Raw genomic sequence first — 25257 nt, 5'->3', positions numbered from 1 at the left:
GTTGAAACCATTTTAGATGTTGTGCCACTGGCGGGGTATTCCGCTAGTGATGCACTGGAATGGACAACGGAAATTGCCTTGCGACGTTACGAGCTAGCTTTGGCTCAATTAGGGGTGAAGCGTGGATAAAAAAATACAACTCGGAATTACCACAGACGCTACGCAAGCGGTCGCTGGAATAGAGAAAGTAGAAAAGGCGCAACGTGGGTTAATCGACACCACTGAAAAGGCGCAGAAAGAACTCAGAGCCGCAAAGAGAACGGCAGGGGATGTGAGGCAGTATGAAACTTTAACCTCGGCGCTTAAGGTCACTCAAGAGCAAACTAAACACACCCAATCGGCGTTGTCTGCTTTGTCTGCCAAGCAGCAACAGCACATCAAGCTTACCGATGCCGAAACGGTATCACTAAAAACCAACCAAAATACCGTTGCCTCACTCAACGCCAAGAAAGCCAAAGGTATTGATTTAACTACGGTAGAGCAAAATAAGCTCATTCGTTCTCAGTCGATTGTCGATAAGTTAACGAAGAAGAAAAACGAGCATTACAAGCTCACCAAAAAAGAACAAGCTGAGTTAGAGCGACTCACTAAAAGCGTGTCGAATTTAAACGCCAAAGAGAAAAATCAAACTCGCCAACTTGGCGCGCTGAATGACAAGTTAAAGTCAGCAGGCATTGGTACTAAAGACCTGGCGAAAGCCAAAGATATTGCTAATCGCCGCGCTGAAAAATCTGCTCAGTTGCTTGAGCGTGAAAACAGGCTATTGGCTCGTTCTAATCAACTGCAGCAGCGAAAGAAAGAAGCCTTAGCCTCTATGCCTAGCGCAAGCACTGCCGCAGTGGGTATCACAGCCACAGGCGTATTGGCGGGGCGTGAGTCCATGCACAATGAAGCCTCATTTGTGGATGTGGCGAAGACCTTAGATTTTGGTGATCAAGGCTACCGCAGTGAAGATGCGCAAAAGTTACGCCGTGAGCTGAATAACCTTGCTGTTGAAATGGCAGGGGTTAACGACACAGACGTAATGAAAATTGCGGCAGGTGGTGCAAATGGTGGTATTGCCAAGGAAGATTTAGCCGCTTATACCCGTGACACCATTATGACCGCAACAGCGTGGGATATGACGGCAGATGAAGCCGCACAAAAGGGTATGGCACTGCGCAACTCGCTAGGCTATGAGCAAGGCGAAGCAGGGCAAAAGCAGTTCATGCGAATGGCAAACATGATCAATGATGTTGCCAACCAAAACGGTGGTGTGTCGGGTAATGACTTGCTTGGGGTGATGAGCCGAACAGGTGCGCTCATGACGAACTCAGGTTTTACCGAAGCGCAAGCCCTTGGCTTGTCCGGTTCGTTGCTGTCCAAAGGAGCCAGCGAGGAAGAGGCGGCGACCGCCGCTAAAAACATTTCTTCAGCGTTAACGGCAGGCTTTGCCGCCACTGGCAGCCAAAAGGAAATTTTCAACATGCTGGGCACGGATGCACAATCCGTGGCGCTAGGCATGCAAGAAGATGCGATGGGCACATTGCTGGATGTGCTCGAAGGCATCAAAGCGCTGAACAAAGAAGACCAATCCGCTGCGATTAAGTCTCTGTTTGGTGATGAAGCTAACCCGCACATTCAAAAGCTGCTCAAAGATACTGAGCGACTCACCAAAATTCAGAATGAAGCCGCTAAAGCAAGCAGCACCTCTGTTAAGGACGAATACACATCCATTGCAAGTACCAACCTATCAGGGGCAGAGCGAGCCGCTGATGCGTTCGGTAACCTTGCCACTGTAGTGGGTGACAAGCTTTGGCCTGCTTTCAACGCAATATTGGATCCTATTGTTGATCTCACGATAGCCACCACTGATTGGGTAGCAGAGGCAGGCATTGCCGCTGATGTTGTTCTAGGCTTGGGCGCTGCCGTGGTCGCAGGGGTAGCCGCTTACAAGGTTTATCAAGGCGTCAAATTCGCCACAAACATTGCCAGTATTGCCAAAGAAACATTGGCACTTAAAAGCCAACAATCAGCCACAGACAAAGCCACTACAGCCGCTAATCGTCATGCTTCTGCTATGGAACGTCAAGCGAGAGCCACACGTGGCGCTCGTGTAGGCGAAACAGGAAGCACAGTAAGAACGAGAGGTGAAGCCAAAACAAGGCGCTCACCGTCACGGCGTCGAAGAGGTCGCAAGCGTGGTTTAGTTGGTTTGGGGATGAGTCTCTTTAGTGGGGCTACGGACTTTATTTCCGGTGCTGCACCTAAAGGTATGAGTCTTTCGGGAAGAGCCAAGGGAAACATTCTAAAAACGGGGGCGGGGCTATTGGCTGGCGGTGCCGCTTTGCCTACCTTTGCTGCCGATGGTTTAAACCAAGCCGCACAAATAACAGGCACCGTTGGCGATACGTTGGAGGGGTTGCACGTTGAGAAGTTCGCCAAGGTGGCGGGGTTCCTTCGCCCTCTTACCGTGGGCTTAGATGCGGTGAGCGTAGCCACCAATCTAGCTAAAGGGGATACCGCTGCAGCCGTAGAAAGTGGCGGTGGATTACTTGGTGGTCTAGGTGGTGCAGCAGCAGGTGCCGCTATAGGAACGGCAATCTTACCAGGTATCGGTACCGCCATTGGTGCAGGCATTGGCGGCATGTTGGGTAATTCTGCAGGTGAGAGCATTGCTTCAACGATATTTAACTGGTTTAGCAAAGACGACAACGAAACCAGAGTGGCTCAAGAGCCACAACCGGAAGAGAAGTCTTACGCTGCATTGCGAATGGAACGAATGGAAAAGAACCGTAAACGCAATGAAGAGTGGAATAAGGGGGTAAGCCTCAACCCTACTGAAAGTTGGGTAAGTAAAGCCTCCCTTCCAGATAAAACCGAAGAAATAAAAACTGCTCAAATCCAGAAGGTAGAGCAAGCACAAAAGCCAAACATTACTTTTTCACCAGTAGTGCAGGTAACCGGTGCGCAAGCGCCAGAACAAACTGCTGCTTTAACGATGGAAACAGTACAACAAGCTTTAGCGCAGTTTGCGCGAGAGCACGGTTTAGATTCTGAAAACCTAACTCAAGACTTTGAACATTCATTGGTGAGCTAATGCAGCACTTAGCACTAAACGATCATGTTTTTAGCGTAGTGAACGGCAACCCGTTAGAAGATCATACCTATGATACTTCCGGCGGGTGGTCAGATTTCGACGCGATAGACAGCCCACGACAAGACCCAACCTCAAACCCTTTGGATAACTGGACGCTTAATGTTGTGGCGTTCAAAGGGGATGGTGAAGCCGAAGCCGAAGCGTTGCGAACAATGGCGAAAGCACATGAAATCGTCATGGTTACGGATGGTAAAGGGCGAAGTTGGGGACGCTTTACCCTTCGTAACGTGAAAACCAGTTACACAAAAATCATTGAGAAAGGGCAAGCCCAAGTCGTCAAGATAACGCTCACGCTTAAGGAGTACCGCCAGAAAGATGAAAACCCAAGCCAAGCCCAACGAAACGGTTAATACGTTGCTTTATCGGGTGTTTGGTGTGGATTCCGATGAACTGGAAGAGCAGTTTTACCGCCTGAACCCGACCCAAACCACCCCATTTTTACAACCTGGTCAAATGGTGGAGTTACCAACCTTGGGTAGCGACTCTGATTCGACAACACAAAATGAAATCCCTGTATGGACGTAATCAGCATCAAAGGGGCGGGAGCTGCCGAGCTAAAGCCCCTGCTTACCAATTGGTCATTGACAGATAGTGAAGGGATGCAGGCGGATAGGCTAACACTCACCTTTAGTGGTAGTGAGTCTCAAGATCATATTCCTGCAAGCGGCGCAGAGTGGAGCGTTACCGTTGATGGTGAGCATAGAGGTGTGTTTCAAATCTCTGCCATCTCTGAGCAGTTGCATCCTGCCAAGCTTGTAGTGCAGCTCACCCCTGCCAAGTTCAGTGTGGAAGATAAAAGCGGGTTTAAAGAACCAAGGCGGCGAACTTTCCCACCTGCCACCGTGTTGGATGTGGTCAAAGCTGTGATGGAGCCGCACGGTTATGAGGTTCGTGTGAGTCCCGAACTTGCCAGCAAGCCAACCGACCACTTAAACCAGAACGAAGAAACCGACTCTGCCTTTATTGCTCGCTTAGCGTCAAAACATGACGCAATCGCAAAACCTATCGATCACATGTACGTGTTTGGTAAGCGTGGCAGTCTTTCAACGTTATCCGGTAACGCTCAGCGTTCCGTCACTATCAACCTGCAGGATGTGCAAAAAGGCACTGCCAAGATAGCCCACCCAAGCAATGTTCGATTTAAAGGCATTAAAGCGGAATGGCAAACGCCTGAAACTGGCAATAGTGGCACTGAGATCATCGGCACAGAGCCTTATTACCGAATTAGAGAGGTGTTCAAAAACGCCGATGAGGCGACTCAACGAGCAGAAGCGAAGCTAGCCGAGTTCAACCGTAAGGGGCAAAAGTTCTCTGCCACCTTGAACGGTAAGCAAGGCTTGTTTGCTGAATCTGTTATGAACTTAGAAGGGTTCCACTCTCCCCGTTCTAAGGGGAATTGGTCGATTGAAACCGTCACCCTGTCAGGAACCCGCACCGCTTACACCATTCAAGTAGAAGCAACCCGCCCTACTTAATCATTCAGAGAGAACCTATGAAGTATCCGCAGGCTTATTTGATCGCCTTTGAGCGAGTGATTGGTCACGAAGGTAAATATCAAAACTTATATGATGACCGTGGAAACTGGACAACGGGCGTTGTGGGTAAAGGTGAACGCAAAGGCACGAAGTTTGGTATCGCTGCCATGAGTTACCCCGACCTTAATATTAAGCAGCTCACCATCGAGCAAGCCAAAGAGATTTATTACCGTGACTTTTGGCTCAAGTTAGGTGGCGAAGCGTTCCACAAAGCAGTGATGTATCAGCTATTCGATGCTTCGATTAATCACGGCTCTTGGCGTGCTATTCGCTTCTTACAGCGTGCCGTTGGCGCTAAAGACGATGGCTATTACGGCAAGAAAACCGAGGCAGCAGTCAAAGCCTCTGATCACAATGATGTGCTTTTAAAGTTCCTAGCAGAGCGCTTGGACTTTATGAACGACATTAAAACGTGGTCTCAGTTCTCACGGGGTTGGTCACAACGAATTGCGGAAAACCTCCGTTTAGCGGCAATTGATAACTAATGTATATCATTGTTGATATGCATTTACTTTGGGGTGGCATGAGCTGCCCTTTTTTTATTGGAGAAACAACAACATGAAATACATTTTTGCTTTAGTGTTCGCGCTATTTTCTAGCTTAGCATTGGCAGAAGTTGCCCCGTTAACCCCAGAAGAAGCAGGTTTGATTCTTGGGGCGATCAAGTGGGTTGCAGGTGAATACTACGCCATTGTGATGCTTATCTTCTTAGCGCTTGGTTTTGTTTGGGCGCAGGTTCGCCAGTTCATTAAACCGGAAACAATGGCAAAAGCCCCTGATTGGCTGATCTCTATTTTAGAGAGTATTGCCGCGAACCGTGGACACGCCAAGAACGAGCTGGATAAGAACCCGATTCACTTTAAACGGATGCAGTAGATGCCCTATCTCAAAATCTTATTAGGGGTGCTGAAAATCGCCCCTTATATCGCAGACGGCTACCGAAAGTGGCAAGCCGTTAGAGCGCAAAAGAAGAAGCAACAGCAGGTGAAAAACATCAATGAAACCCCGAATGAAACTTTTGCTGATGAGTTCGGTGCTGCTTCTGGCAGCGTGCAGCTCAGCGACCCCAAGCCCAACAAGCTGCCCTCCGACACCAATAAATCTTGAGTGGTATGAAGTCGAAGGTAGCAACGGGGTTTACTTACCCGAGCGCAGCTTTAAGAACTTGCAGCTTTATCTGCTCGACCTCAAGCAATGTGCCACTGCTTCCCAGACTTTCAAACCTCCGTCAAAGTCTGACGGCATGCGAGCCTTAGTTAAACAGTCCGTGGCTAAGGCTAATTCAGCCTTAGAGCCTGACATTTATCAAACCTACATTACTACCACTGCCTTTATTCCTCCTTAGCTTGCTAAGGGGGAACCCCTTTCCTTATGCCGCCTCTGGCAATCTATCCCCTTAGATATCCCCCGAAATTGTGAATAACCAAAACGTTACCCTTATCTCATTTTTACCTATATCAAACCTTAATCATTGCAACAATGAATTAGGTGCTGTATTGTCTTAATCATTGTAGCAATGATTAAGGGATTATGGACGCAAGCAATCATCGTTTCAGCGAAATTCAGAAAGAGATTTTACTAAGGCTGGCTCATGCCTTTATGCGTGGGAATAAGCAAGCGAAATCAACGGTTTTGAACGCCGCAGTGAATAGAATGCTGAATAAAGAAGTTCACCCCAACAACTTCCGCAGTTCATGTAAAACGCTCGAAGAGCGAGGTTTGATCATGAGAAGAAAAGTTGATTTGGATTGGTATATCAATATTAGCCCTCAAGGCTTTGAGAAAGCTCTTGAGTGGATTGAGAACAAATAAGGGACACAAGATGAACGAATCATACATTCAAGCAGTGCTAACGGATTATCTAGGAACGCTAGCCACACAATTACCGCAATACAACCAAACACAGCAACAGGAGATACTTGATTCAGTCCGCGCATTGGTCATGAATCCCAAGCCTATTGCTTATGGTCGCCCTCAAGAAGAAGTGTTGGCAGATATTCGAGAGCAAATAGAAGATGGTGGTAGAGCTGCGCTGTTCTTTCAAACTGCCTTTGCTAACTGGTACCGACGAACAGAAGAGCCGCGAGTGGCTCACTTGCATGAATACATTAACTTGGACTTAAGCAATCGTCACTTGTTCAATGAAATGATGTCACTTCGTGATTCTGGTCATTTTGATGATGAGTCTCTATATCAATTTGAACAATACTGTTTAGAGAAAATGGGTGAGTAACCACTACATATTGAAAGCCGGTACTCATCACCAACACAAGATATAGATAAAACAAAACCCCGTTAGTCGCCAAACTAGAACGGGGTTTGCAATCACAATTACCCTAAAGCCGATCAAAACTAAGAGGGAATAACTATGACTCAAGCTAGTCTAACGAATTACGCTCGCCTGAACAACGAACTTAAACAATTACCTCGTCACCTGGTGTGGCAGTTCTGCAGAGAGAATGGCTTTCATTCATGGCATTGCAACGCAAGCAATCATCCTAATTACAATAAGTTTAACCAAAAAGAGTGTTGAGCAATTAGCTAATCAATATGTGTATGAAAATGCTACATGTGTATATGTACACAATTGATCTCTTGTTCAATTGTTGGTTTCGTGTTGGTTCGACATTTAATGTAAGGAAGTAAAATGATAAAAATTATCAACATAGGGAAAGACACAACGCTAATGCAACGCCCTTGCGTAACATTGGAATGGAAAGGTAAGACCGTTGAAAGTATCACTGAGATACAGCTAAGAGAGAATACAGTAAGCAGTCCCTCTTTGATGTTTCAGGTTGGAGGTGGGTTAGGTAGCAATGATTTGCATTTTTATCACGACTCGGATCTTTATGAGGTCTATAAAAATCGGGTATTCGTAAAATAGTGTGTACGTGAGTGCATAATGCTGTTATGATTACTACATGTTTAATTCGTAAAAGAATGTGTATTTATGAAAGCTAATCATTACATCGAACTAGAAGCAAAGTATTTAAATTGCAATGGATTTGAGTTGCCCCTTCTTAAAACTCCGCATCAATACTCAAAGATTGAAAGTAGCAATCCAAAGTTTGTTGATGAGGGCTTTTTGATTTGCGAGGTCAAGAAAATAGATGATCGGGAGTTTTTAGTTAATAAGGTTAACTCAAGACTAGATTTACTTAGTTCTACGACAGTATCTCTGCCAAGTTCGAACAATCTTGCGCAAATTGCGATAAATACAACAGGGTATTGGTTTTCAAATGAAGACGTTGTGGCGGCTACAGGATACGCTGAAAAGCTTCTTGAAACTGAAGATTACGGTATCTATAAGTTAGAGATTCAAATTCAGAAGTGGAAGTAATTAAATGAGCCAAGGAAAACATATAATGGATAAAGTTGCGATCATCGAAGAAGCCATTAGAACTACTCAACTTACGAGTGAAGAACTCAACTCTCTAAATCGACTAATAAACCATAAAATAGAGAAAATTGAACAATCAGAAAAAGTGAGGATTTTCAGCCTTAGCCACTGTGACACAACTCAATACTATATGACTCCTGATGAGGTTAAGGCTGAACTGATTAATGAAATTCAGAGTTGTGAGGGTGATGACATTGTAGGCGTAGATTTTAGGGTCAGAGAGCGTCACGTTTCGGAACATGACCTCTCAGAATACATCGGTAAATTATTTATTTGAGACTCTTAAAACCTACGGAACTAACGTTGCTAAACATTGAAAACCTAAAAGTAATTGAGCATGAAGAACTAGACGAAAGCTATGTTATTCATGCTCAATCTGCATCTCCAAACCGCACTTGTTCCGAGTGCGGATCTCTCAATACAGTTATCATCGGCAAGGTAATTCAGCCTTATGCCGACACACCTATGCATGGAAAGACTGTAAAGCTTAAGTTTGAGCGTAAGCGTCTAAAATGCAAGGACTGCAACAAAACATGCTTTGAGCACTTAGAATGGCTTTCTAGCGATTTCCGCATGACTCAGAGAGCCGAAAACTACGTGATGAGAAGATGCGGCAAAGTCCCATTCTTGCACGTTGCGTCTGAACTGGACGTAACGGAGGGGACGATACGCAACGTGTTCTCTAATTACGTAGCTATCATCGAAGATAAGCATGATTGGATTGCTCCTCGCGTTCTTGGCATTGATGAAACGCACTTCAGTAAGAGTATGCACTTAGTCATGACCGATATCGAAAACAAGACGCTCCTAGACATGCGTAGAGATAGATCTCAGGTCGCTACTCAGCAAGCTATTATGAGGCTGAGCGGTTGGCAGAACATCGATGTTATATGTATCGATATGTGGCGACCATACCTACGTGCCGCCAAGCAGTTGCTTCCTGATGTAGTGGTAGTAGTCGACCGATTTCACGTAGCTAAAATGGCTGGAGAAGCCATGGAGAAAGCGCGTAAATCGTTACGCTCTGAGTTATCTGACAAGGAACGGAAGAAGCTCAAGAATGACCGCAAGATACTGCTTAAACGTAGAGATAACATTAAGGGCTTAAACGAACTTGCCTCGTTCCATTTTTGGACAGAGGAATACCCTGCATTGATGGAAGTTTACAACGCTAAGGAGGCTTATCTTGGTATGTGGGATATGCCCACGAGAAAGGAAGCAGAAGACTACTGGGAAAACTGGAAGTCCTTGTCCACACCTGCGGTAAGGCGGCACTTTAAAGATGCTATACGAGCGATTGATAACTGGCACGAGTACATCTTTAACTGGTGGGATTATCGATATACCAACGCAGTTACAGAGAGCTTAAATAACACGATTAAAGCCGTATTTAGAAATGGTCGCGGCTATAGCTTTGAAGTGCTTAGAGCGAAGCTGCTTTACACCAAAGGTGGTTTGGCGGCATCACTCCAAAATATGAATCACCCTAAACGAAACACTCTTTTGGAGTTCTTAAGAGAAGAAGACCCAGAAATAACGGTCAATCACCCTCTATACAGAAAAATGAGACTTCTCATTAACGATCTAGGCGAATACTTCAATCCAAAGCCGAACGAGGAAAAGGCTAAAAATCAATCAAATACACAAAAATAGGATCTGATAAATGTGGGTATCAATTATGTTCACTAATTAATCGATACTCACACTATTACGAATACCCTAAAAATCTTAAGGGTGAGTTATCTCCTCATGGCATTAAATTTAAAAGTGTATTAACTGACTAAGGCAGAGTTAATTACTGATGATCTAGAAAAGTAGTAAATATCTGCTTTTCGCTTAATTTTTTAGGTTGTTACTTATCCACAGCCACTTATCCACAAAAAACAGAAAGGCTAAGCTGTCAGAAATAGACGATTAGCCTTTCTTTTTACATCAAGCTGCCAAAGTTGCCTCCGCTTGGTGCATATTAGGTAATATATGTTAAATATCCTGGTTTACCTCCTAGGTTCACGAAAGACCACTCACGAACTTTTCTGCCACAATACAAGAAAGGCCGCATAAAGCGACCTTTGTGTGTTACCAGTAATATACATTTATTCTTGAAATCTCACCATCGCCAGCTTGGCCTTTCTGATGTATTCCACTTTCTCTTCGTCGCTCAGTGCCTCATAAGCCCAAATTGCAGCCCGCATTTGCATGTTATTGCTGAGGTCATTGGCATTACCAAGGCGATCATAAAAAAGCTCAGTCCCATCTATGCGATCTCGCGTATCGGTTAATACTTTCTTATCTATTTCACTAATGCGAAAAGGAACACCGACCAGCTTAGTTGTTGGCTTCACGCCAAAGGTTTCGTTTCGCTTTGGCTTGGGAGCCGCCGATTTCTCTTCTTTCTTTGCTAGTCGCTCAAGGCTTTTTAGTTTCGCCTTTTCTGCAGGTTTAAGATCGCGGGTAGGTTTGGCTTTTAATTCTGCCAGTAGCGTCAGTTCTTCGTTAGTCATTGATAATCTCCGATGCTAGATTGTTGTAATAACGAGCTGCAGCGTGACCTTTTTTGAATACCGATAAAGGTAAATGCTCGCGTTCTGCATCATCAAAAACCGTTCTGTCCATTATCTTAGTCTTGGCCACCTTGTCAGGCCATCGCTCTTGTGTGTAGCTTTCTCCGTATTCATTCTTACTCTTCTTTCGGTTGTCGATCTTCACTGGCAAAACGGTGTAGTTAATTTCGTCTTCTTCAACAAAGAGTACATCTTGAATATGCGTAAGCAGCTTCTCAATGCCGTCAATAGAGTGTTCGCTGTAATCCGTAGGAAAAAGGAATCGCGTAGCGGCGTTGATGGCATTCAATCCTAAAACGCTTGTGCCAGGTTGCGTGTCGATCACGATGTAATCAAATGGCTCGCTTATCTTTTGGAGCTGCAGTTTAAGTCGCTCTTCTCGCTTTGGTGCAGAGAATAAATCCATATCTAACTTCGTCATGGCATCATCAAAGCGAGCAGGAATGATAAATAGATTGTCTTGAACTTCGCCATTAACAAGAGCGGGATAGATAGCTTGGTTAATGTCAAATTTTCTATCAAGAAGCACATCCCCAAGATAGTGAGGGGTTTCGTCTTCTAAGTAAAATTTGGTGGTATCGCCTTGACCGTCAAAGTCGATGATAAGGGTACGCTTGCCTTTCTTGCTTAGCTCGTAGCTAAGGTTTACAGCGGTAGTGGTTTTAGTTACCCCGCCTTTACCGTTGCCTACAGTAATGATTTGAGTCATGTCTATGCCTTATTTTCAGTGGTGCTGAATAGGCAATATAACTCAGTTAGTTACCGATGTATATTATTAGTAATATACATTTATTCTTTGTTTGTGATTTCTGCCTGATTGATGTGCTTTTGGCACTCTCTGCCGAGGCGCTCTATAACCTGAAAGCAGAGCGCTAAAGTCGCTTGGTCTATCTGTTCGGCTGCTTCTCCCGCAGCGGTTGCAACGGCGGTAAGTTGCTGCGCTTTAACTTCTGCGCACTGCAAGTGCTCGTTCGCATCGAAATTCATTGGTACCTCTGGAAAGAACAGTATTAATACTGTATATTTAACCAGTGTTAATCATTCATTTCCATAAAAAATTGCAGAAACATCAATAACAAATGGAAGATCGTTTATTTGCCGATCGGCCAAGGCGAACAGTGCATTAAGGTTGTTTTTGATGGTTTTTGTCATTGTCAGTTTTCCGTATAACTCAATATTGAGTCTTTATGTGGTACAGCGGTGATTTTGGGGTAAGATCGTTTACTCAAAAGGTGCTGTACATAAGGCGTGAAATCAGATAGCAATTGCTCTCAATCCCTCTAAACGCTAATATATAACCATCCGAGACGCTTTTAGTCGGGCGTTTAACGAAATTAGAGATTATTGTCTCTCTAGCTTTGAATCGGTCAGCTGTGCCAGGTGGTGCTGAACAGCGAACAAATTGACGAAGAAGCCTCGCCTTATCCGCGGGGCTTTTTTGTATCTGTCACCTAGACAGCGATCTAGTGCTTGATCTTTCTTGTGTTTATCGGATATAGTTTCCCTTGTCGGCTACCAACCGACTTACTAACTACGACAACGACTAACAAATAGACAATAATCATGTTGCTTACTAATAGCGTAAGCGCGTCGAGAACTGACGTGCCAGCACAGCCAAAAGCGTGGAGTCCACGCGATAAAGCCCAAATCAATGCCAAAGAGCTAACCGAGTTCTTAGGGTTTGACGTCTCCGATTCTATCCCATACGCGTTACTCGAAACGGCGGTGCGATGCTCAAGAACGGTCACCAATCCAAAAGAGTACAGCAAGCTGTTTTCTGTTCGTGCTGATCACTACCGTAACTGCATTAAGTTTTTGTGTTGTAGCTTGCTACACCTCGACTTGGCCACCAATACCATCATGGCTATGGACAAGGCAAGAGGCATTATTCCGGCTGGCAACAGCCTGGCAAGAAATAAACTTGGCATGCACCGTCGTACCGTTGATACCTGCATCGCAACGCTCAAAGAAGCGGGCTTATATCTGTCCAACGAGCGATACAAGTTCACCACCTGCCCTGTCGAGGGCCGAGTGTTCGAGGGTAAGCACTCGATCAAGCGTCTTTTCATTGGCTTGTTTGATTTGGTTGGTACTGCGGCCTTTATTAGCAAAGCCATTAAAAGGGCCAAAGAAGCCGCACTTGTGAGACGCAACCAAAAGGCGCTTGCGGCCTCGAATGTTAACTACGGCTATAAGCACGCCAACCGAGTGCGCAAGCAAAAACGCGCCGAACGCCGAGCTGAGGCTGCCTCCAAAAGAGGAGCAACCCCGGCCACTTCCCATCTATCATTATCCCGCACTCAAGAACAAATCATGCTGCTTGAGAAAGGATATAGCCATAGCGAGATAAAAGCGCACTTCGACGGCTCTATCCCTATCATCGACGATATCCCTTATTGATTAACCTTGTTTAAAATCGCCTTAACTGGCGAGGCTAACCCCTGCGTGAAACATAAAACACACACAAAAACAGCAACTTATGTTATAATAAACACCTGCACGAGGTGTTTTTTTGTGGCATTTGGAATATTATCCACATCTAAATTGTGAACCGCACGCTGTATTAAATGTGCTCCCTCTAACTACTCATATAAATAACTCTACTCTCTCATTATGACTCACTAGCCTTTTCTTCTACCTGCTGCGCAGGTGCGAAAACGCTAACGTGAGATGACAAAATCTCTACCTTTCCACAAATGGTTATTCTAGAGGCCACCTATATCTTTCTTTTGTCATTCGACAGGAACCCATCGCGTTATCTAAAAATTTAGTGGAACCACTTCTTTCACTTCACCTTTGCCTCAACCTAATCACCAATACAAGGTCTAGCAGGAGGGTAACCTTTTCCTCCCTTAGCTCCTCACAAGCTGATAGAGCATCGCCCCCTAACCCTTGAATGGCGAAAGATTCACCGCTCGCAAGCTCGCTGTATGCCCTACGGGCATCATATGCGTGCGAAATGGTAATATTAAAAACCAATTAAACTTTATAAATCAATAAGTTAAATTACAAAAAGCTAGACGAATGGTATAATTATTAAGCAAATTAAACCGGAGTTCCCTTACTCATGAAGAAGAAATTAATTAAAAAATGCGAGCTGTTAGATTCTGTTATTAACCGCTTTAAAAAAGATGAAAACGTGCATGAACTGAACTTTACCAACCTTCCTTTAAAGCTTCGTTTTAACGCAGCTCGTGATAGAGGCTCTTGGTTGCTTGTGTTCAGAAAAAGCGTTGAGGTTGTTGGTCATAACGGTGAGGTTTCAACTAAGAGGAAAGAGGTTTGGCGCAAAGTCGGCTCTTGGCCTCTTCTGTCTGCCAAGAACATGAAAGAACAATTACCTGCGATTAGCGCTAATGTTGCTGCAGGTCAGAACTTAAAGACAGTGAACGCCGATCACTTTGAAACGGTGGGTGAGCTTCTTATCTGGTACTACAACCGAAACGAAGAAAACAACACCATTTCACCAGAACGTCAAACCCAAATACGTTGTGCGATTAACAAGCAGCTCATGCCGCTGCTTGGAACTCTGCCAGTTAGAGCAGTGTCGAAAATCAACGTTGAAGAAAAAATGCTTTGGGTGCTGCAGCGTGATAAATACGCGATTGCCAGCATTAAAGCTTACTTCAACATATTAAAGGCAGCGTTCGAGCGCGCCAATGAGCTAGGCATGATCTCTTACAATCCTATGTTAGAGATTCGATTCAAGAACTCGTTTCCCAAAGGCATCCCCACCAAGGATGGCAAACTAAAGCCTGGGCGTATTCCTGAGTTAATGAAACTGACAGAGGGTGAACCATCCATTGCGAAAACGCTTGTATATATGATGCTTAGCCATTCTACCCGTCAAGGCGAAACGCGCTTAGCTCGCTGGTCTCACATCGATCTGTCAAACATGACTTGGTACCTACCAACCGAGAACATTAAGACAAAAGACCATGAGCACACCTTGCCAATTACCGATGAGGTTTTTGAATACTTAAAGTCACACCGTAACTTTTTAAAAAGCAAAGGCTATGAGGGCGATTACATATTCCCAAGCAATTTACGTGATTCTAAATGCTCGCCAATATCCAAGGCGACTGCCTGTAGATTGATAAAAGCTATTTCTAACAGCGAATGGACGTCTCACGACATACGAAAGCTAGCCTCTACTACTTGGACAGAGAGAAGTGAAGACCACTTGGTTATCAAGTTCCTGCTCAATCATCACATTCCAAATCTGGATAGAACTTACATCCAAGCCTACATCGAACCACAAAAGCGAGAGGTGCTAACTCGTTGGCAGGCATTCTTAACTCAAGAAAAAAACAAGACAATCGCAAGATGGTGAGTTGGGGTGATGCAACCTAAGTACATGAAAATATGATTCAAAGCTCAATACTGAGGACTAAACCCAAAGGAATGTATCAAAAAGCTTCAAATATGAGTCTTTAGCAGTTATTATTTATCCCGTGTCGAAAATAAACGCTTAAGGGGGCGGTATGTTGGCGAAATTACGGGATAAAAAATTGGCTGAGTTTGCGGTTGGTTGCATCGCTATTGCCTGGGGCTTTGCTCAGTTATTTGAACTAGCTAGCAAAACACTTGTGGGGTGATCATGGCAGTAACAAAATCAAAGCGACAAGAAATCAACAAGCTCTTGAGGAAAATGAATGGTGCAAGAGTCAGTCAAAAGCTTCTTAAGCATCTTCTCGACAACGTGGGCAAAAATGGCATTGAAAGCATTACATCTGAGTTGAATTTTAATAGGAAGCAAGTCATTAGTTCGGTTTCAAGACTCAGGGAGATAGGTGTAGGCATTAGAAGTGGGTCGAGCGAATGTGATGATTTGTGGTATCAGCTGACAATGAATCCAGAAGATTGCATTAAAAAAAGCACGCGAGAAAGGGATGGAATGGACGAACTTAGGTTTGTATCAAAAGCCGCGGTGCCAACGCCAAGCAGTATGTGGCCTTGGTTGACCGGAACTTCTAGCAGTGTTTTTTCATGAGAGGAGCAATAATGTATCTTGAATCGTTCAACCGGATAATCCAAATCGAACTGCACGACTTAGATATGTTCGACTTTCAACGAGTCAATAGAGTTCTTACTGCTGCAGTTGGCGGCGTTAGAGTATTTGGTGGTTCTGAGTCTCGTAGCATCAAACTTGAATGGAATCATTTTGATATGGCTGAGTACCTAAACAAATCTACAGTTTCCGTAGTTCTTGCTGAGCAGCTCGCGCTAATACCGGAAGCATCACCGCAATATCTTGAGCTGATTGAGCACATCATTGATGACTGGCAAACCGTAGATAGAACGGTCAAGCATGACCAGTCAGAGCGGTGCGCCCAGGTCATTGAAATGCTTGCTAAGAAGCGTGATGAAATCAGAGAAAATCTACGTGAAGAACCATATCTAAATGCGCCTGTAAGCCAAAATGAAAGCGTGCTTTCTTTAGGTGAGCCGATGGGCGCAGAGGCATTTAACGCCTCTCTGAGAGCTGTAGGATAAGCCCAGTAGGTACTCTGGAAGCATATCAAACGAATGGCGGTGGGAAGACGTCGAGTTTGGAAAATTTTATTGATTCGCATGGAGTTGAGCACATCCATAGTCAAGAAATTGATATTTAAAGGAATGTTACTCATCCCACTGATCACTTTTGTGCCATTAAGGTGATCAGTTGCGTGATCAATGTGATCCTCAAATTAACGTCAGGGTGAAGCTATGAATCGCCTCCAAAAACTGCAGCAAGACCTGCAAGCCACCACTAGAGCCAAAGAAGTAACCAACGTTCATTTGGCTAACATCACGGGCTTTAGTCGCCCGTCGATTTCGGAAGCTATCCGTAGTGGGAAAATTAATAATCGAATGAACCGAGTTTAGACCTGGTTGATCTCGTAACCGAGGCTTATCACATCACTTCGCTTTGGGAGTTGGCAGAGCCAAACCAAGGCGCAACGCAAATTGATATGCGTTCTTGGGTATCAAAAAAACTGGATAAGCACCTTTCGGCTTGTCGAGTTCTTGAAGAAAACCAACTGGATATCGTGGACGTTTGCGGCAGACCAGAAACGCCAGATTGGTTACCCCTGCAACTGCAGGATGTGGCTGATAAATTGAGCGATGAACAGTTGCGAGAAGTGGTGCAAATTGGTGAGATTTCCCAACAAGGCGCGATAGGTGCATTCAAAGAATTATTAAAAAAATCGTCAGAAATCGACGCGCAAGCGGAAGAGGAAAAGCCAAAAGCTTACTATGGTTTCGCCTCTCCACTTGCTCTTAACATGATTAAATCAGACATTAAAAACGGTTATATCAGTGAGGATTACAGCGCTCTAATTAACCAGCTAAAATCCATGTTTGGTGAGAAAGGGCATTACGAGTTCAAAGAAGTAAGAGCCGCTTTAGTTGCGCTTGAATGCCCTGAAATGGTAGAGAAAACGCATGATTCTATTTCCTTCAAAGAGTCGAACCTGGCGCAGCTTAAAGAATTGTGCGAGCTGCACCTTGAGGGTTCAGTTTCAGAGGTTCAGCGCCCTATCGTTGCGGAAAAGTTGATAGAAGCATGTTCTCAATTAAACGTTATCGGTCTTGATGATAGTGATGCGATTTTGCAGCCGCTTGAAAAGTTACTTACCGAGCATGCGAACCCCGGTGCGCTTATGAACATTCGTTTGGCGCGTCGAGCAATTGCCGCTAGCGAAGCAATGAAAGAGTGGTTGCCAGAGGAGGCGGCTTAATGAACCATTCTATAGACCCATATCTAAAGAACGTCTTTGACCCAAACGCCAGTGAGTTAGCAAACGCATTGGCGCGGGTGGCTTATCTCGAATCCTTGATAGGTCAAAGTGACATAGAGAAGCAGCTCACCGAGGATAACGCCGCCTTGGTGAGTCAGGTTCAAACACTGCAAAATAAAATGAGATTTCAAGAAGGGAAGTATAACGCGCAGTGTTTGATAACTGAGCAAAAACAGGAGACCAATAACCGTTTGATCTCCAAAGCTCAGGAAAGTGAAAAAATCATCTCTCGCCAGAAAAGAGAGATTGAGCAATTAGGCGCATTATTGGTGAAAAAAATATAAAAAATTCGTCAGATTTCGACGGTTAACCGTTGCCAACCCAGCCAACAACACGCCCTACCACTTCACCTTTCTCTATCGTTTCAAACTCACCATTAGCAGGAATGTACTTACCACGGTACTTGCGTCTAAAGTGGAATGTTCCACCTGCCTTCACTATCACTAAAGTATTGTCGTTGACTGATTTCATAGGCTCAACAATGATGAAACAACCAACAGGGTAGTTCATTGCAAAGTCAGGAGAGATCATTGCAGCATCTCGAACCTTAAGTGCGTAACTTTCCAACTTGGTACCGTTTGGGTAGAAGACCGTCCCTTGTGGTTCTGGATCTTCCTTGTCGATATCAGCCCAATTCAAAACATTTACGTTCTTAGTGTGATAGCCGTGTGTTTCTTCCGTTTCCATACGGGTGACGAACTCACCTAGAGTTATGTTCATTTTTCGCAAGGCACGTATAAGCACTTGTGTTGGCAAGTCGCCTTCACCTTGTTCAAATCTGCCGATAGTCGCACGGCTTGCGATACCGATGAAATCTTTCTGTTTCAGCTTCTTAGATTTTCGGATTGCTGCAAAAACCTCATGTGCTTCTGGCATGGTTGTACTCCTATATCATGTAACGCTCAATTAAGTTGCCAATAACCTGCTGTTGACCACCTTAAACACCAAACCCAACCTTGAACTGAAAATGCCAAGCGTTGGGAATCACGCTTAAATGTCTTGTTATCTAACGCCCTGTTAAGGGGGTGAGCAACGCAAAGTGAAAGTGCCACGCGTTGCGAATCCCTCTTGAATAGTTTGTTATGTCCCTGCCTTTTAATGGCTGCAACTCATTGTATTTGTTTGTTTTTAATCATAATGCGCAGAAATTTGCGCGTAGTAAGCCACTGGTAAAGCCCAGTATTTTTATTATTTTTTTATGTTCCGTTAAAATTGATTATAAAACATCTAGTGATCATAAGAACGTATTTAGAGTGTTTTTTAGCGTTAAAATCACTATATGTTACATATGGAAATCTTTTCATGTCAGCGTGAAGACACGGTGATTCAATAATTAGCTTCGTTCGCTATCCCCTTAACATGTTCGACTTAACTCAAAACATTGTTCAAACAGAGGTATAACTCACTACCCACTGTCGAAAATCTACGCTAAAATAAAGCTCAAATGTGAGCTATTTGTACTTAAATGTCAGTAAGGGGACTCTTAAAGTGAACAATAATAAATTTCCAAATGAATCAGAGATAATCGTTCGTCACACCCAAACTTGGTTGCTAACCAGTAATGAATCAGTCAAATCACTAGCTTTGGATATGCTAGCGCCCCGATTGAAAAAGTTTGCGCCAGAAAACCCCACCGTAGCTGAGCAAGATAATTGGGAAGCGAGCGTGTCACGCATGGTGCACCGCTACCTAAAAGGCACTCACCCTATGCCACTTAGCTGGAAGTGGCAGTGGCTAGATTGCTTGCCTAAGAAATACCGCGACTCTGCTTTGAAAGAGATTTACGCCATTCATGGTTTTTTAGATACGCTACCGGAAATAGAAAGCGGTACGGCTTGTGATGCTTCAATCAACGAGGTGCTAGAGAGTGTTGCCTCTATGGTGAGCACTGCAGAGCCAGCTCATGATGGTAAGTACGATGAAAAAGATAGCTTAGAAAGCTCCAACCAAATGATCGACAGTTTATTAGGCTTGGCGGCTAAGTGTTTGGATGAAGCAAGAAAGATTAATGCGGGGACAGGTGCAGTGGGTACCCGTCATAACATCAATAACTTTTCAATGAGCGAGGTAGAGTAGCGCAATGAGTTTCGACGAAGAGCTATTGGAAGCAACCCGCACGCTGATCATGGAAGCGCTTGCGACCTATCAACCGTCGAAATCTAACGACGGTTCTGAAAGGGCGATTTTTAATGTTGGCAGCACCAAGCGTATTACCAATGATAATGAGCGCCCCGCAGAGCCGTTAAGTGCAACTAGCTCTCGCCGTAAAGGGACATCAAAACTTAATTGTTCCGAGGATGTGTTTGAGCACTTAAGGGTGCAGCGAACAATCAAAAACCTACCCACCCATCTGGCTAAGTGGTTGGTGTATCGTTACGGGGAAAGCCCATCGAACAGCTTGGTACCTTCTTTGGTTAATGTGGTTATTAATGAGCTGCCATTAGATAACTGCCGCAAACCAACTAAGGAAAAAGTACAAACCATGTTGGTTGAACGCCTTACACGGCGGGAGTTTGTGGATTGTTTGCAACGAAATCTATTTGAGGCGATTGGCGTTAAAAAACAAACCTACTTTGAATGCTACGATAAGCATAACGACAACATCACAAGTCAGTTTCATTCATTAGATAAGCTAGCGTTGCGTGCGTTTTATATTGTGCATAATACTCAAATTTAAGCCTTGATCATTCTTCCGTAAATAAAAATAACTCAAATGTGAGCTTTTATTGTTGCAATAACCTGACCTCGTGTAGTAGTATTTTTCCATCGTCGAAGAGTCCCTTAATTCTCACGATAGCCAACTGACGTTGACCAAAGCCCCTTAGCGCAAGCGAGGGGCTTTTTTTATGCCGTCACTTCTCAAACATTCAAACTAATCAGGTTGTGCTTTATGTTAACGAATGACAAAGAGACAAACGGCTTTTTGTTGTTTGTTGCGGTTTTTATTATTGCCAGGTTAGGCGTGATGTTGAAGAAATCAGAAAAGATCTCCCCCAAGATATTCTTTGCTGAGTTATTCATTGCATTAGCAATGGCGTTCGGGGCGTGGCACTTGGGCTTAATGCAAGGTATGTCATACAGCCAAACGGTGGTTTACGGCATCTTTGGCGCATTAGGTCACATTCATATAATCAAGTTTGTGGCGCAGCAAGCCTTTAAAAAGGGCGTATAAACGTTGACATGCATATGTGCATTTATAACAATGGCGAGGTGTTGGCAAAATCCAACACCGAGATTGGAAACCTCGAAACACACCCAAAGACACAGCGTGATGCTGTGCGTCTGCGCACACCTATTCTATGGTGAGCTAGGGCGGGGCAGCTTAGGCAGGCCGTTTCTTTGGGGCGGTAGTTTCCAACCTCGTTCTAGCTTGCCACCCAAGATTGGAAACCTTGGTGGTAAGTGTAAACACAACCCAAAGGTCATATTATGCATAGACATAGCCAAGCCGCTTATCCCGTAGGGTGCAGCGCATCAAACAAACTTATTCAGACATAAAAGCCTAGTGATAACCCAAGCGGTTGTTACGGGCTTTTTTGCTTTCTAAGTTTGCCAAAAGGGAACCTTCTATTAGGGGGTTAGGCGAATAAACCTAATCATTTTCAACGTCGGTAGTTTGCTGGTTCCCTTTCTCGATTGGTAACCGAGCCTACTTAAAAGCAATTATCGGTAACGCTGCATTAGTGTATATCACCAATAATATACATTTACACACTTAATCGTGTGCGGGTTCGTTCACCCCAAGAAAGGCAAAAAATAATAATCACCACAATGCTAATTATTTGGCGTTGCAATCAGTTGCACCAGTAACGGAGCTAGGTAAATGGAACATGGCGCTTTATCCCCTTCGCATCTTAAAGATGCTTGTTTTCTTGTAGGTCGTGCATTTGGCGTGCGCAACCTTGGCCGTTTGTTGTATGAAATCACTTTGGTAGAGTCGAACGCAGGTCAGGTAAAAAGTCAATTTGGCGGCGTGTGCTCAATCTCGCATTATCAGTTTGGACTTATGCAGCATCACCACGGCTTTTATGAATACCGCAAAGAGATTTTGAAAGCGTTTGGCATGGATTTGAAGTTGATAAAGTTTGCACAACTGGCAAGCAACCCAGCCTTATCATTGATTGTTTCCGCTGCTTGGATTCTATCAAACGTTGATAGCGTTCCTAAAAAGCGCATTGCTCGCGCAAAATTGTTCTCTAAGTGGTGGCGCAGCATTGATTATGGTGATTATATGAAGATCACAAAAGAGCAAGGCTAACCTTAGTAACTGTCGATTTCTGACGCTCCTTTAAATATGCTCACGGAAGCATGCTTAAAGGAGTTAGCTTAATGAAGAATAAAGTAATTATCGGCTTTGCCGTTGCGGTGGGTGTTTTAGTCTTTGTGTCAGGCGGTGGGAGCTATGATGGCTTCAAAAACAAAACACTAGGCGAATTTAAAGGTGAACCTATCACCGCTAAAAAAGACATAGTGGAAGGCTATGTGTCAGAGTCGGGGTTACCTATCGATATTCTGGATGATGTTTATGCTTGTATCAGCCAAATGTCTTACACCAAAAGTAAAGATGTTCAATTCAGCGAAGCTGCTGGATGGTGCAAAGAAGCTTACGAGAATGAATTCTTAGATCGCTATATCAGTTTTGATAACTTTGAAAAGCAATTTAGCCCGTACGATGGTGCTTTTAGACCTTTGGAAAAAGCCCTTAAAAATTCTATTGGTGATAAAGATTCTTACGAGCATGTTAGCAGTAAGTTTAGGTTAGTGATGGACGGAGCGCCTTATGCCTTGGTAGAGACAACGTTTAGAGTGAACAACAACCAAGGCGTTAAGGTTAAGAACAGCGTTACCGCAAAAGTAGACATTCTTTCTGGTGAGATGGTCGGCATTCAACAATAAATGTATATCACCAATAATATACATTCATAAGCTGTTAAAAAATAAAGGTAAGTTAATAAATGCATAAAGGCTGCTTCTTTTGAAGTGGCTTTTTTTATGCCTCACGTTTACGCATAGGAGGCGTTCTCTATGACCTCCAAGTACGCAATGAACAAAACGGAGGCGGCGAACTATTGGAAGAAATCACCCAACACAATTAAAAAGGTGATTGAAGAAAACGACATTAAACCGTGTGGAAAAGATAACCGCGGCAATGATGTTTTCGAATGCAAAGATCTTGCGCCGTATTTGGTTGAGCAAAAGAAAGCAAGTAGGCGTCGAAATCGGACGTTGAGTGATAGCAAAGTCGAAGAGATTGAAGAGCTGTTGCAAGCGTTCGGCTCAATGAAAGAGTTTAAAGAGTACGAAATGGCGCTAGGTCAGCAACAAAAGCGCGAGCTTGAACAACGGCAGTTGGTCAAAGCTGCCGAAGCCGTGGCGATGTTCTCAGGCATGTTTGCCATTTTGAAAAAGAAATTTCGCCAAATCCCCACCGAGGCTGAGCGGATTTGTCCAGATTGGAGCGGTAAACACTCTGAAAGGCTGGATAACAAGCTCGTTAATATGTTGAAAGAAGTTATTCGATCTGCTCAGGAGTATGCCGATGAGTTACAAGAGCATCAGAGCAGTGATTAACGAGGCTGCAGAAGTGGTCGAGGTAGAAGAAATCGACGCAGTAACAGCGTGCGATACCTACCTTTATATCGCAGACGCAGGCGGCGTGGTTAAGTTTGACTCCTCCATAGCGCCATACATGAGAAAGCCCTTATTGGCGGCTTTTGAGCGTACGTGCCAAGAAATTGCTTTGATGGGTTCCGCTCGTTCGACCAAAACAAAAACGCTATTAGATGGCGTGGTGTTTTATCGAGTTTGGCAAAACCCTGGCGACATTCTTTTGATCTTTGCCAGTCAGCGTACTGCGCGTGGTTATTCGGATAAAGAGCTAGGTCGAATGGTGCTCAACACTGAGCCAATCAAAAAGCTTATGACCGGAAATCGACATGATAACGGCACTGAGCGTAAGCGATTTAGAAACGATTCCACCGTAACCATTAACTCACCCACCAATGATGCGCTCTCTGCTCAGGGTTATGCGGTGGTTATTTTTACCGATTATGACCGCTCAGAGGATGACGGCACAGGCGCAGGCGGCAGCGAGGGTGATAAGTTCGCCCGTGGCGCGAAGCGCACTCTGCAAAGTGGTAGTGATGGCATTTGCATTGCAGAAGCTAGCCCCTCTCGTATCCCTGTCAAAGATCAGGAGGGCTTAAAACCCCACCAAGCTCCAAGAGCGGGAGGTGTTACCGGACTGTATAACGAGGGTTCTTGTGAGGTCTGGTATTGGAACTGTCCAAACTGCGATAAGTGGTACCCAGTAAAGTGGGAGTTGCTCACTTGGGATGATAAAGACGAGCATTCAGTGAGGGCGAATTGTCCTCATTGCTCCCATGAGATGCAGCCCACCGATAAGTATGAATTGAATTTGGCGGGTGATTATATGTACCCGTCAGAAGTTGACGAGCTAGGCAATCGGCAAGATATTACGCCGCCAAACAATCGCCGCCGTTCATTTTGGTTTGAGGGGGTTTGTGCTTCTTTCAATGACTGGTCTGAAATGGTGCGCGAATACCTGAATGCTTGGGAATACTATGAGCAGTTCGGGGATGAATCGAAACTGCAGGCATTTTTTAACACCACAGTTGGCAGACCTTACACCCCAATTGCGGTTGAGTCTGAGCTGACAGGTGAGCGCCTGCAAGAAAGGGCGACGGATTACCAGTTGCCGCAAGGCGTTGCCCCTGCAGATACGCGATTTTTGCTGGCAACCATCGACGTACAGGGCGGTGCAAACAGCCGTTTTGATGTGCAAGTCACGGCATTTGCTGAGCACTGCCAATGGCAACCTATAGACCGCTTTCAAATCTTACTTAACGAGCAGAGAACGGAGGCGGGTGAGCCGCAGCGCGTACAGCCTCATGTTTATGTGGATGACTGGCTACCAATCATCGACAAGGTGATCAACAAAGAATACACCATAGATGGCACTGATTTGACCATCGTTCCCCGCCTAACTTTGTGTGATTCGGGTGGTTCAGATAACGAAGAGGGCGAGGGTAACACCACGTTTCATGCGTATCAGTTCTACCGAGAGCTGCAGAAGAAAGGCTTAGAAAGCCGCTTTCTGTTGCTTAAGGGTAACCCGCGAGCATTCAGAGAAAAGGAGTGGGATGGCTGGACAAAAATCAGTGAGCCTGATTCGTCAAGCGATCACCCAATGGCAGCGCGTGGTGATATTCCGCTGCTCAACATTAACTCCAATGTGGTGAAAAGCTCTGTTTACTCATCAATGATGAATGAACAAAGCGATAGTCCTCGTTATTTCCGTCCTCCTTTTTGGGCTAAGCAAGATTGGTACAACGGACTTTTGTCGGAGGAGAAAAACGACAAAGGTCATTGGTACTGCCCGAAAGGCAAGAACAATGAACCGTTTGACCATGCTCAGTACGCCTTTGCAGGGCTTTGGCATACAAGAGCAATGGCGATTGATTGGAACAAACCACCAAATTGGGCGGCTCCACTGAATATAAACGTGAACGTTTCAACGCGAGGCGAGCACACCACCGCATCGCAACCACGCAAACGCAAGCGCGTGATATCAAGAGGTTTAACTTAATGAGCAGCATTGCAGATTTAGAAGCTCGCTTGGCTCGTTATAAAGCCACCGAACAAGAAATTTTAGAGCAAGGTCAACGCATCAAGGACGAAGACGAACGAGATTTGCAGCGAGCAAACCTTAGTACCGTCCAGGCGGCAATCAAAGAGCTGCAAGCTCAGTTAGCTGCCGTAAGAAATCCAAAGCGTGGTCGAACTCGTCAATACGCAGCAAGGGTGTGATATGGGA

General features: G+C 44.7%; 31 protein-coding genes. 27 read left to right on the top strand and 4 right to left on the bottom strand.

The features are described 5' to 3' along the window. Positions 1-121 precede the first annotated feature (121 nt). The 12 genes from RJD38_RS22145 to RJD38_RS22090 all read left to right on the top strand — a co-directional run bounded on the left by RJD38_RS22145 (position 122) and on the right by RJD38_RS22090 (position 9727). Positions 122-3079, top strand: a complete 2958-nt coding sequence (locus RJD38_RS22145; protein ID WP_367971706.1) for a phage tail tape measure protein — start codon at positions 122-124, stop codon at positions 3077-3079. Further along, the gene (locus RJD38_RS22140) at positions 3079-3489 is read left to right on the top strand and encodes a phage tail protein (RefSeq protein ID WP_191786648.1); all 411 of its coding nucleotides are present in this window, start codon (positions 3079-3081) and stop codon (positions 3487-3489) included. Before RJD38_RS22145 ends, RJD38_RS22140 begins: the two co-directional genes overlap by 1 nt. Next, the gene (locus RJD38_RS22135) at positions 3455-3664 is read left to right on the top strand and encodes a phage tail protein (protein ID WP_103176227.1); all 210 of its coding nucleotides are present in this window, start codon (positions 3455-3457) and stop codon (positions 3662-3664) included. Before RJD38_RS22140 ends, RJD38_RS22135 begins: the two co-directional genes overlap by 35 nt. Further along, positions 3655-4614: a contractile injection system protein, VgrG/Pvc8 family gene (locus tag RJD38_RS22130; protein WP_367971705.1), complete on the top strand. Its 960-nt coding sequence runs from the start codon at positions 3655-3657 to the stop codon at positions 4612-4614. The genes RJD38_RS22135 and RJD38_RS22130 overlap by 10 nt, the downstream gene beginning before the upstream one ends. Positions 4615-4631: 17 nt before the next feature. After that, positions 4632-5159 (top strand): glycoside hydrolase family 108 protein, encoded by a 528-nt coding sequence (locus RJD38_RS22125; protein WP_103176225.1) that lies wholly within the window; start codon positions 4632-4634, stop codon positions 5157-5159. A gap of 73 nt (positions 5160-5232) precedes the next feature. Further along, a complete protein-coding gene (locus RJD38_RS22120; RefSeq protein ID WP_103176224.1) occupies positions 5233-5550 on the top strand; it encodes a hypothetical protein in 318 nt (105 codons plus the stop codon). After that, positions 5551-5781, top strand: a complete 231-nt coding sequence (locus tag RJD38_RS22115) for a hypothetical protein (protein WP_103176223.1) — start codon at positions 5551-5553, stop codon at positions 5779-5781. It abuts the gene before it with no gap. A gap of 423 nt (positions 5782-6204) precedes the next feature. After that, positions 6205-6486, top strand: coding sequence for a hypothetical protein (locus RJD38_RS22110; RefSeq protein WP_130198019.1), 282 nt, complete (start codon positions 6205-6207; stop codon positions 6484-6486). A gap of 10 nt (positions 6487-6496) precedes the next feature. Continuing rightward, the gene (locus RJD38_RS22105; RefSeq protein WP_367971704.1) at positions 6497-6907 is read left to right on the top strand and encodes a hypothetical protein; all 411 of its coding nucleotides are present in this window, start codon (positions 6497-6499) and stop codon (positions 6905-6907) included. Between the two features lie 717 nt (positions 6908-7624). Next, entirely contained in the window at positions 7625-8014 is a 390-nt protein-coding gene (locus tag RJD38_RS22100; RefSeq protein WP_367971703.1) for a hypothetical protein, read from the top strand. A gap of 25 nt (positions 8015-8039) precedes the next feature. Beyond that, positions 8040-8351, top strand: coding sequence for a hypothetical protein (locus RJD38_RS22095; RefSeq protein ID WP_367971702.1), 312 nt, complete (start codon positions 8040-8042; stop codon positions 8349-8351). 26 nt (positions 8352-8377) lie between these two features. Then, positions 8378-9727, top strand: a complete 1350-nt coding sequence (locus RJD38_RS22090) for an ISL3 family transposase (RefSeq protein WP_367971701.1) — start codon at positions 8378-8380, stop codon at positions 9725-9727. 440 nt (positions 9728-10167) lie between these two features. Here the strand turns inward: RJD38_RS22090 and RJD38_RS22085 are convergent, their stop codons facing one another. From RJD38_RS22085 to RJD38_RS22075, 3 genes are all read right to left on the bottom strand, one after another. Continuing rightward, positions 10168-10575, bottom strand: coding sequence for a hypothetical protein (locus RJD38_RS22085; protein WP_367971700.1), 408 nt, complete (start codon positions 10573-10575; stop codon positions 10168-10170). Further along, positions 10568-11344 (bottom strand): ParA family protein, encoded by a 777-nt coding sequence (locus RJD38_RS22080; protein WP_367971699.1) that lies wholly within the window; start codon positions 11342-11344, stop codon positions 10568-10570. The genes RJD38_RS22085 and RJD38_RS22080 overlap by 8 nt, the downstream gene beginning before the upstream one ends. 80 nt (positions 11345-11424) lie before the next feature. Further along, positions 11425-11622, bottom strand: a complete 198-nt coding sequence (locus RJD38_RS22075; protein WP_322805300.1) for a hypothetical protein — start codon at positions 11620-11622, stop codon at positions 11425-11427. Between the two features lie 615 nt (positions 11623-12237). On the opposite strand from RJD38_RS22075, the gene RJD38_RS22070 reads away from it, so the two are divergent. The 7 genes from RJD38_RS22070 (at position 12238) to RJD38_RS22040 (ending at position 17704) form a co-directional block, all read left to right on the top strand. Continuing rightward, positions 12238-13035 (top strand): hypothetical protein, encoded by a 798-nt coding sequence (locus RJD38_RS22070; RefSeq protein WP_367971698.1) that lies wholly within the window; start codon positions 12238-12240, stop codon positions 13033-13035. A gap of 667 nt (positions 13036-13702) precedes the next feature. Beyond that, complete coding sequence (locus tag RJD38_RS22065) at positions 13703-14968, top strand: tyrosine-type recombinase/integrase (RefSeq protein WP_367971697.1); 1266 nt, start codon at positions 13703-13705, stop codon at positions 14966-14968. A 267-nt stretch (positions 14969-15235) separates the two neighbouring features. Next, complete coding sequence (locus RJD38_RS22060; RefSeq protein WP_322805303.1) at positions 15236-15628, top strand: hypothetical protein; 393 nt, start codon at positions 15236-15238, stop codon at positions 15626-15628. Between the two features lie 11 nt (positions 15629-15639). Next, on the top strand, positions 15640-16131 hold the full coding sequence (locus RJD38_RS22055) for a hypothetical protein (protein WP_322805304.1): 492 nt from the start codon (positions 15640-15642) through the stop codon (positions 16129-16131). Positions 16132-16344: 213 nt separating this feature from the next. Beyond that, complete coding sequence (locus RJD38_RS22050; protein ID WP_367971696.1) at positions 16345-16503, top strand: hypothetical protein; 159 nt, start codon at positions 16345-16347, stop codon at positions 16501-16503. Positions 16504-16589: 86 nt separating this feature from the next. Then, positions 16590-17360, top strand: coding sequence for a hypothetical protein (locus RJD38_RS22045; RefSeq protein WP_367971695.1), 771 nt, complete (start codon positions 16590-16592; stop codon positions 17358-17360). Continuing rightward, positions 17360-17704, top strand: coding sequence for a hypothetical protein (locus tag RJD38_RS22040; protein ID WP_367971694.1), 345 nt, complete (start codon positions 17360-17362; stop codon positions 17702-17704). The genes RJD38_RS22045 and RJD38_RS22040 overlap by 1 nt, the downstream gene beginning before the upstream one ends. Positions 17705-17726: 22 nt before the next feature. Here the strand turns inward: RJD38_RS22040 and RJD38_RS22035 are convergent, their stop codons facing one another. After that, complete coding sequence (locus RJD38_RS22035) at positions 17727-18296, bottom strand: LexA family transcriptional regulator (protein WP_103176254.1); 570 nt, start codon at positions 18294-18296, stop codon at positions 17727-17729. A gap of 612 nt (positions 18297-18908) precedes the next feature. Here RJD38_RS22035 and RJD38_RS22030 point away from each other — a divergent pair. The 8 genes from RJD38_RS22030 to RJD38_RS21995 all read left to right on the top strand — a co-directional run bounded on the left by RJD38_RS22030 (position 18909) and on the right by RJD38_RS21995 (position 25250). Continuing rightward, positions 18909-19496: a hypothetical protein gene (locus RJD38_RS22030; protein ID WP_367971693.1), complete on the top strand. Its 588-nt coding sequence runs from the start codon at positions 18909-18911 to the stop codon at positions 19494-19496. 4 nt (positions 19497-19500) lie between these two features. Further along, positions 19501-20097, top strand: coding sequence for a hypothetical protein (locus tag RJD38_RS22025; protein ID WP_367971724.1), 597 nt, complete (start codon positions 19501-19503; stop codon positions 20095-20097). 213 nt (positions 20098-20310) lie between these two features. Further along, positions 20311-20592 (top strand): hypothetical protein, encoded by a 282-nt coding sequence (locus RJD38_RS22020; protein ID WP_103189372.1) that lies wholly within the window; start codon positions 20311-20313, stop codon positions 20590-20592. Positions 20593-21243: 651 nt separating this feature from the next. Next, positions 21244-21678, top strand: a complete 435-nt coding sequence (locus tag RJD38_RS22015; RefSeq protein WP_322805312.1) for a hypothetical protein — start codon at positions 21244-21246, stop codon at positions 21676-21678. A 71-nt stretch (positions 21679-21749) separates the two neighbouring features. After that, complete coding sequence (locus RJD38_RS22010) at positions 21750-22316, top strand: hypothetical protein (RefSeq protein WP_367971723.1); 567 nt, start codon at positions 21750-21752, stop codon at positions 22314-22316. Positions 22317-22463: 147 nt separating this feature from the next. Further along, positions 22464-22991 carry a hypothetical protein gene (locus RJD38_RS22005; RefSeq protein ID WP_367971722.1) on the top strand — a complete coding sequence of 176 codons (528 nt, stop codon included), beginning with the start codon at positions 22464-22466 and terminating at the stop codon, positions 22989-22991. Next, positions 22960-25029, top strand: a complete 2070-nt coding sequence (locus RJD38_RS22000) for a terminase gpA endonuclease subunit (RefSeq protein ID WP_367971721.1) — start codon at positions 22960-22962, stop codon at positions 25027-25029. The genes RJD38_RS22005 and RJD38_RS22000 overlap by 32 nt, the downstream gene beginning before the upstream one ends. Next, the gene (locus RJD38_RS21995; RefSeq protein ID WP_103189367.1) at positions 25029-25250 is read left to right on the top strand and encodes a hypothetical protein; all 222 of its coding nucleotides are present in this window, start codon (positions 25029-25031) and stop codon (positions 25248-25250) included. Before RJD38_RS22000 ends, RJD38_RS21995 begins: the two co-directional genes overlap by 1 nt. The last annotated feature ends 7 nt before the right edge of the window (positions 25251-25257 follow it).

The organism is Vibrio scophthalmi (assembly GCF_040869025.1).
Lineage (GTDB): Bacteria > Pseudomonadota > Gammaproteobacteria > Enterobacterales > Vibrionaceae > Vibrio > Vibrio scophthalmi.
This window is presented reverse-complemented; position numbering and strand designations above follow the sequence as displayed.

What these genes read in the sequence shown, in the direction of transcription:
- RJD38_RS22055 (WP_322805304.1), top strand. Translation starts at nt 15,640, where the DNA reads ATGTATCTTGAATCGTTCAACCGGATAATCCAAATCGAACTGCACGAC.
- RJD38_RS22085 (WP_367971700.1), bottom strand. Translation starts at nt 10,575, where the DNA reads ATGACTAACGAAGAACTGACGCTACTGGCAGAATTAAAAGCCAAACCT.
- RJD38_RS22110 (WP_130198019.1), top strand. Translation starts at nt 6,205, where the DNA reads ATGGACGCAAGCAATCATCGTTTCAGCGAAATTCAGAAAGAGATTTTA.
- RJD38_RS22010 (WP_367971723.1), top strand. Translation starts at nt 21,750, where the DNA reads ATGAAGAATAAAGTAATTATCGGCTTTGCCGTTGCGGTGGGTGTTTTA.
- RJD38_RS22130 (WP_367971705.1), top strand. Translation starts at nt 3,655, where the DNA reads ATGGACGTAATCAGCATCAAAGGGGCGGGAGCTGCCGAGCTAAAGCCC.
- RJD38_RS22115 (WP_103176223.1), top strand. Translation starts at nt 5,551, where the DNA reads ATGCCCTATCTCAAAATCTTATTAGGGGTGCTGAAAATCGCCCCTTAT.
- RJD38_RS22000 (WP_367971721.1), top strand. Translation starts at nt 22,960, where the DNA reads ATGAGTTACAAGAGCATCAGAGCAGTGATTAACGAGGCTGCAGAAGTG.
- RJD38_RS22060 (WP_322805303.1), top strand. Translation starts at nt 15,236, where the DNA reads ATGGCAGTAACAAAATCAAAGCGACAAGAAATCAACAAGCTCTTGAGG.
- RJD38_RS22045 (WP_367971695.1), top strand. Translation starts at nt 16,590, where the DNA reads ATGCGTTCTTGGGTATCAAAAAAACTGGATAAGCACCTTTCGGCTTGT.
- RJD38_RS22005 (WP_367971722.1), top strand. Translation starts at nt 22,464, where the DNA reads ATGAACAAAACGGAGGCGGCGAACTATTGGAAGAAATCACCCAACACA.
- RJD38_RS22140 (WP_191786648.1), top strand. Translation starts at nt 3,079, where the DNA reads ATGCAGCACTTAGCACTAAACGATCATGTTTTTAGCGTAGTGAACGGC.
- RJD38_RS22100 (WP_367971703.1), top strand. Translation starts at nt 7,625, where the DNA reads ATGAAAGCTAATCATTACATCGAACTAGAAGCAAAGTATTTAAATTGC.
- RJD38_RS22065 (WP_367971697.1), top strand. Translation starts at nt 13,703, where the DNA reads ATGAAGAAGAAATTAATTAAAAAATGCGAGCTGTTAGATTCTGTTATT.
- RJD38_RS22120 (WP_103176224.1), top strand. Translation starts at nt 5,233, where the DNA reads ATGAAATACATTTTTGCTTTAGTGTTCGCGCTATTTTCTAGCTTAGCA.
- RJD38_RS22035 (WP_103176254.1), bottom strand. Translation starts at nt 18,296, where the DNA reads ATGCCAGAAGCACATGAGGTTTTTGCAGCAATCCGAAAATCTAAGAAG.
- RJD38_RS22025 (WP_367971724.1), top strand. Translation starts at nt 19,501, where the DNA reads ATGAGTTTCGACGAAGAGCTATTGGAAGCAACCCGCACGCTGATCATG.
- RJD38_RS22125 (WP_103176225.1), top strand. Translation starts at nt 4,632, where the DNA reads ATGAAGTATCCGCAGGCTTATTTGATCGCCTTTGAGCGAGTGATTGGT.
- RJD38_RS22020 (WP_103189372.1), top strand. Translation starts at nt 20,311, where the DNA reads ATGTTAACGAATGACAAAGAGACAAACGGCTTTTTGTTGTTTGTTGCG.
- RJD38_RS22015 (WP_322805312.1), top strand. Translation starts at nt 21,244, where the DNA reads ATGGAACATGGCGCTTTATCCCCTTCGCATCTTAAAGATGCTTGTTTT.
- RJD38_RS22080 (WP_367971699.1), bottom strand. Translation starts at nt 11,344, where the DNA reads ATGACTCAAATCATTACTGTAGGCAACGGTAAAGGCGGGGTAACTAAA.
- RJD38_RS22135 (WP_103176227.1), top strand. Translation starts at nt 3,455, where the DNA reads ATGAAAACCCAAGCCAAGCCCAACGAAACGGTTAATACGTTGCTTTAT.
- RJD38_RS22095 (WP_367971702.1), top strand. Translation starts at nt 8,040, where the DNA reads ATGGATAAAGTTGCGATCATCGAAGAAGCCATTAGAACTACTCAACTT.
- RJD38_RS22105 (WP_367971704.1), top strand. Translation starts at nt 6,497, where the DNA reads ATGAACGAATCATACATTCAAGCAGTGCTAACGGATTATCTAGGAACG.
- RJD38_RS22075 (WP_322805300.1), bottom strand. Translation starts at nt 11,622, where the DNA reads ATGAATTTCGATGCGAACGAGCACTTGCAGTGCGCAGAAGTTAAAGCG.
- RJD38_RS22040 (WP_367971694.1), top strand. Translation starts at nt 17,360, where the DNA reads ATGAACCATTCTATAGACCCATATCTAAAGAACGTCTTTGACCCAAAC.
- RJD38_RS22050 (WP_367971696.1), top strand. Translation starts at nt 16,345, where the DNA reads ATGAATCGCCTCCAAAAACTGCAGCAAGACCTGCAAGCCACCACTAGA.
- RJD38_RS21995 (WP_103189367.1), top strand. Translation starts at nt 25,029, where the DNA reads ATGAGCAGCATTGCAGATTTAGAAGCTCGCTTGGCTCGTTATAAAGCC.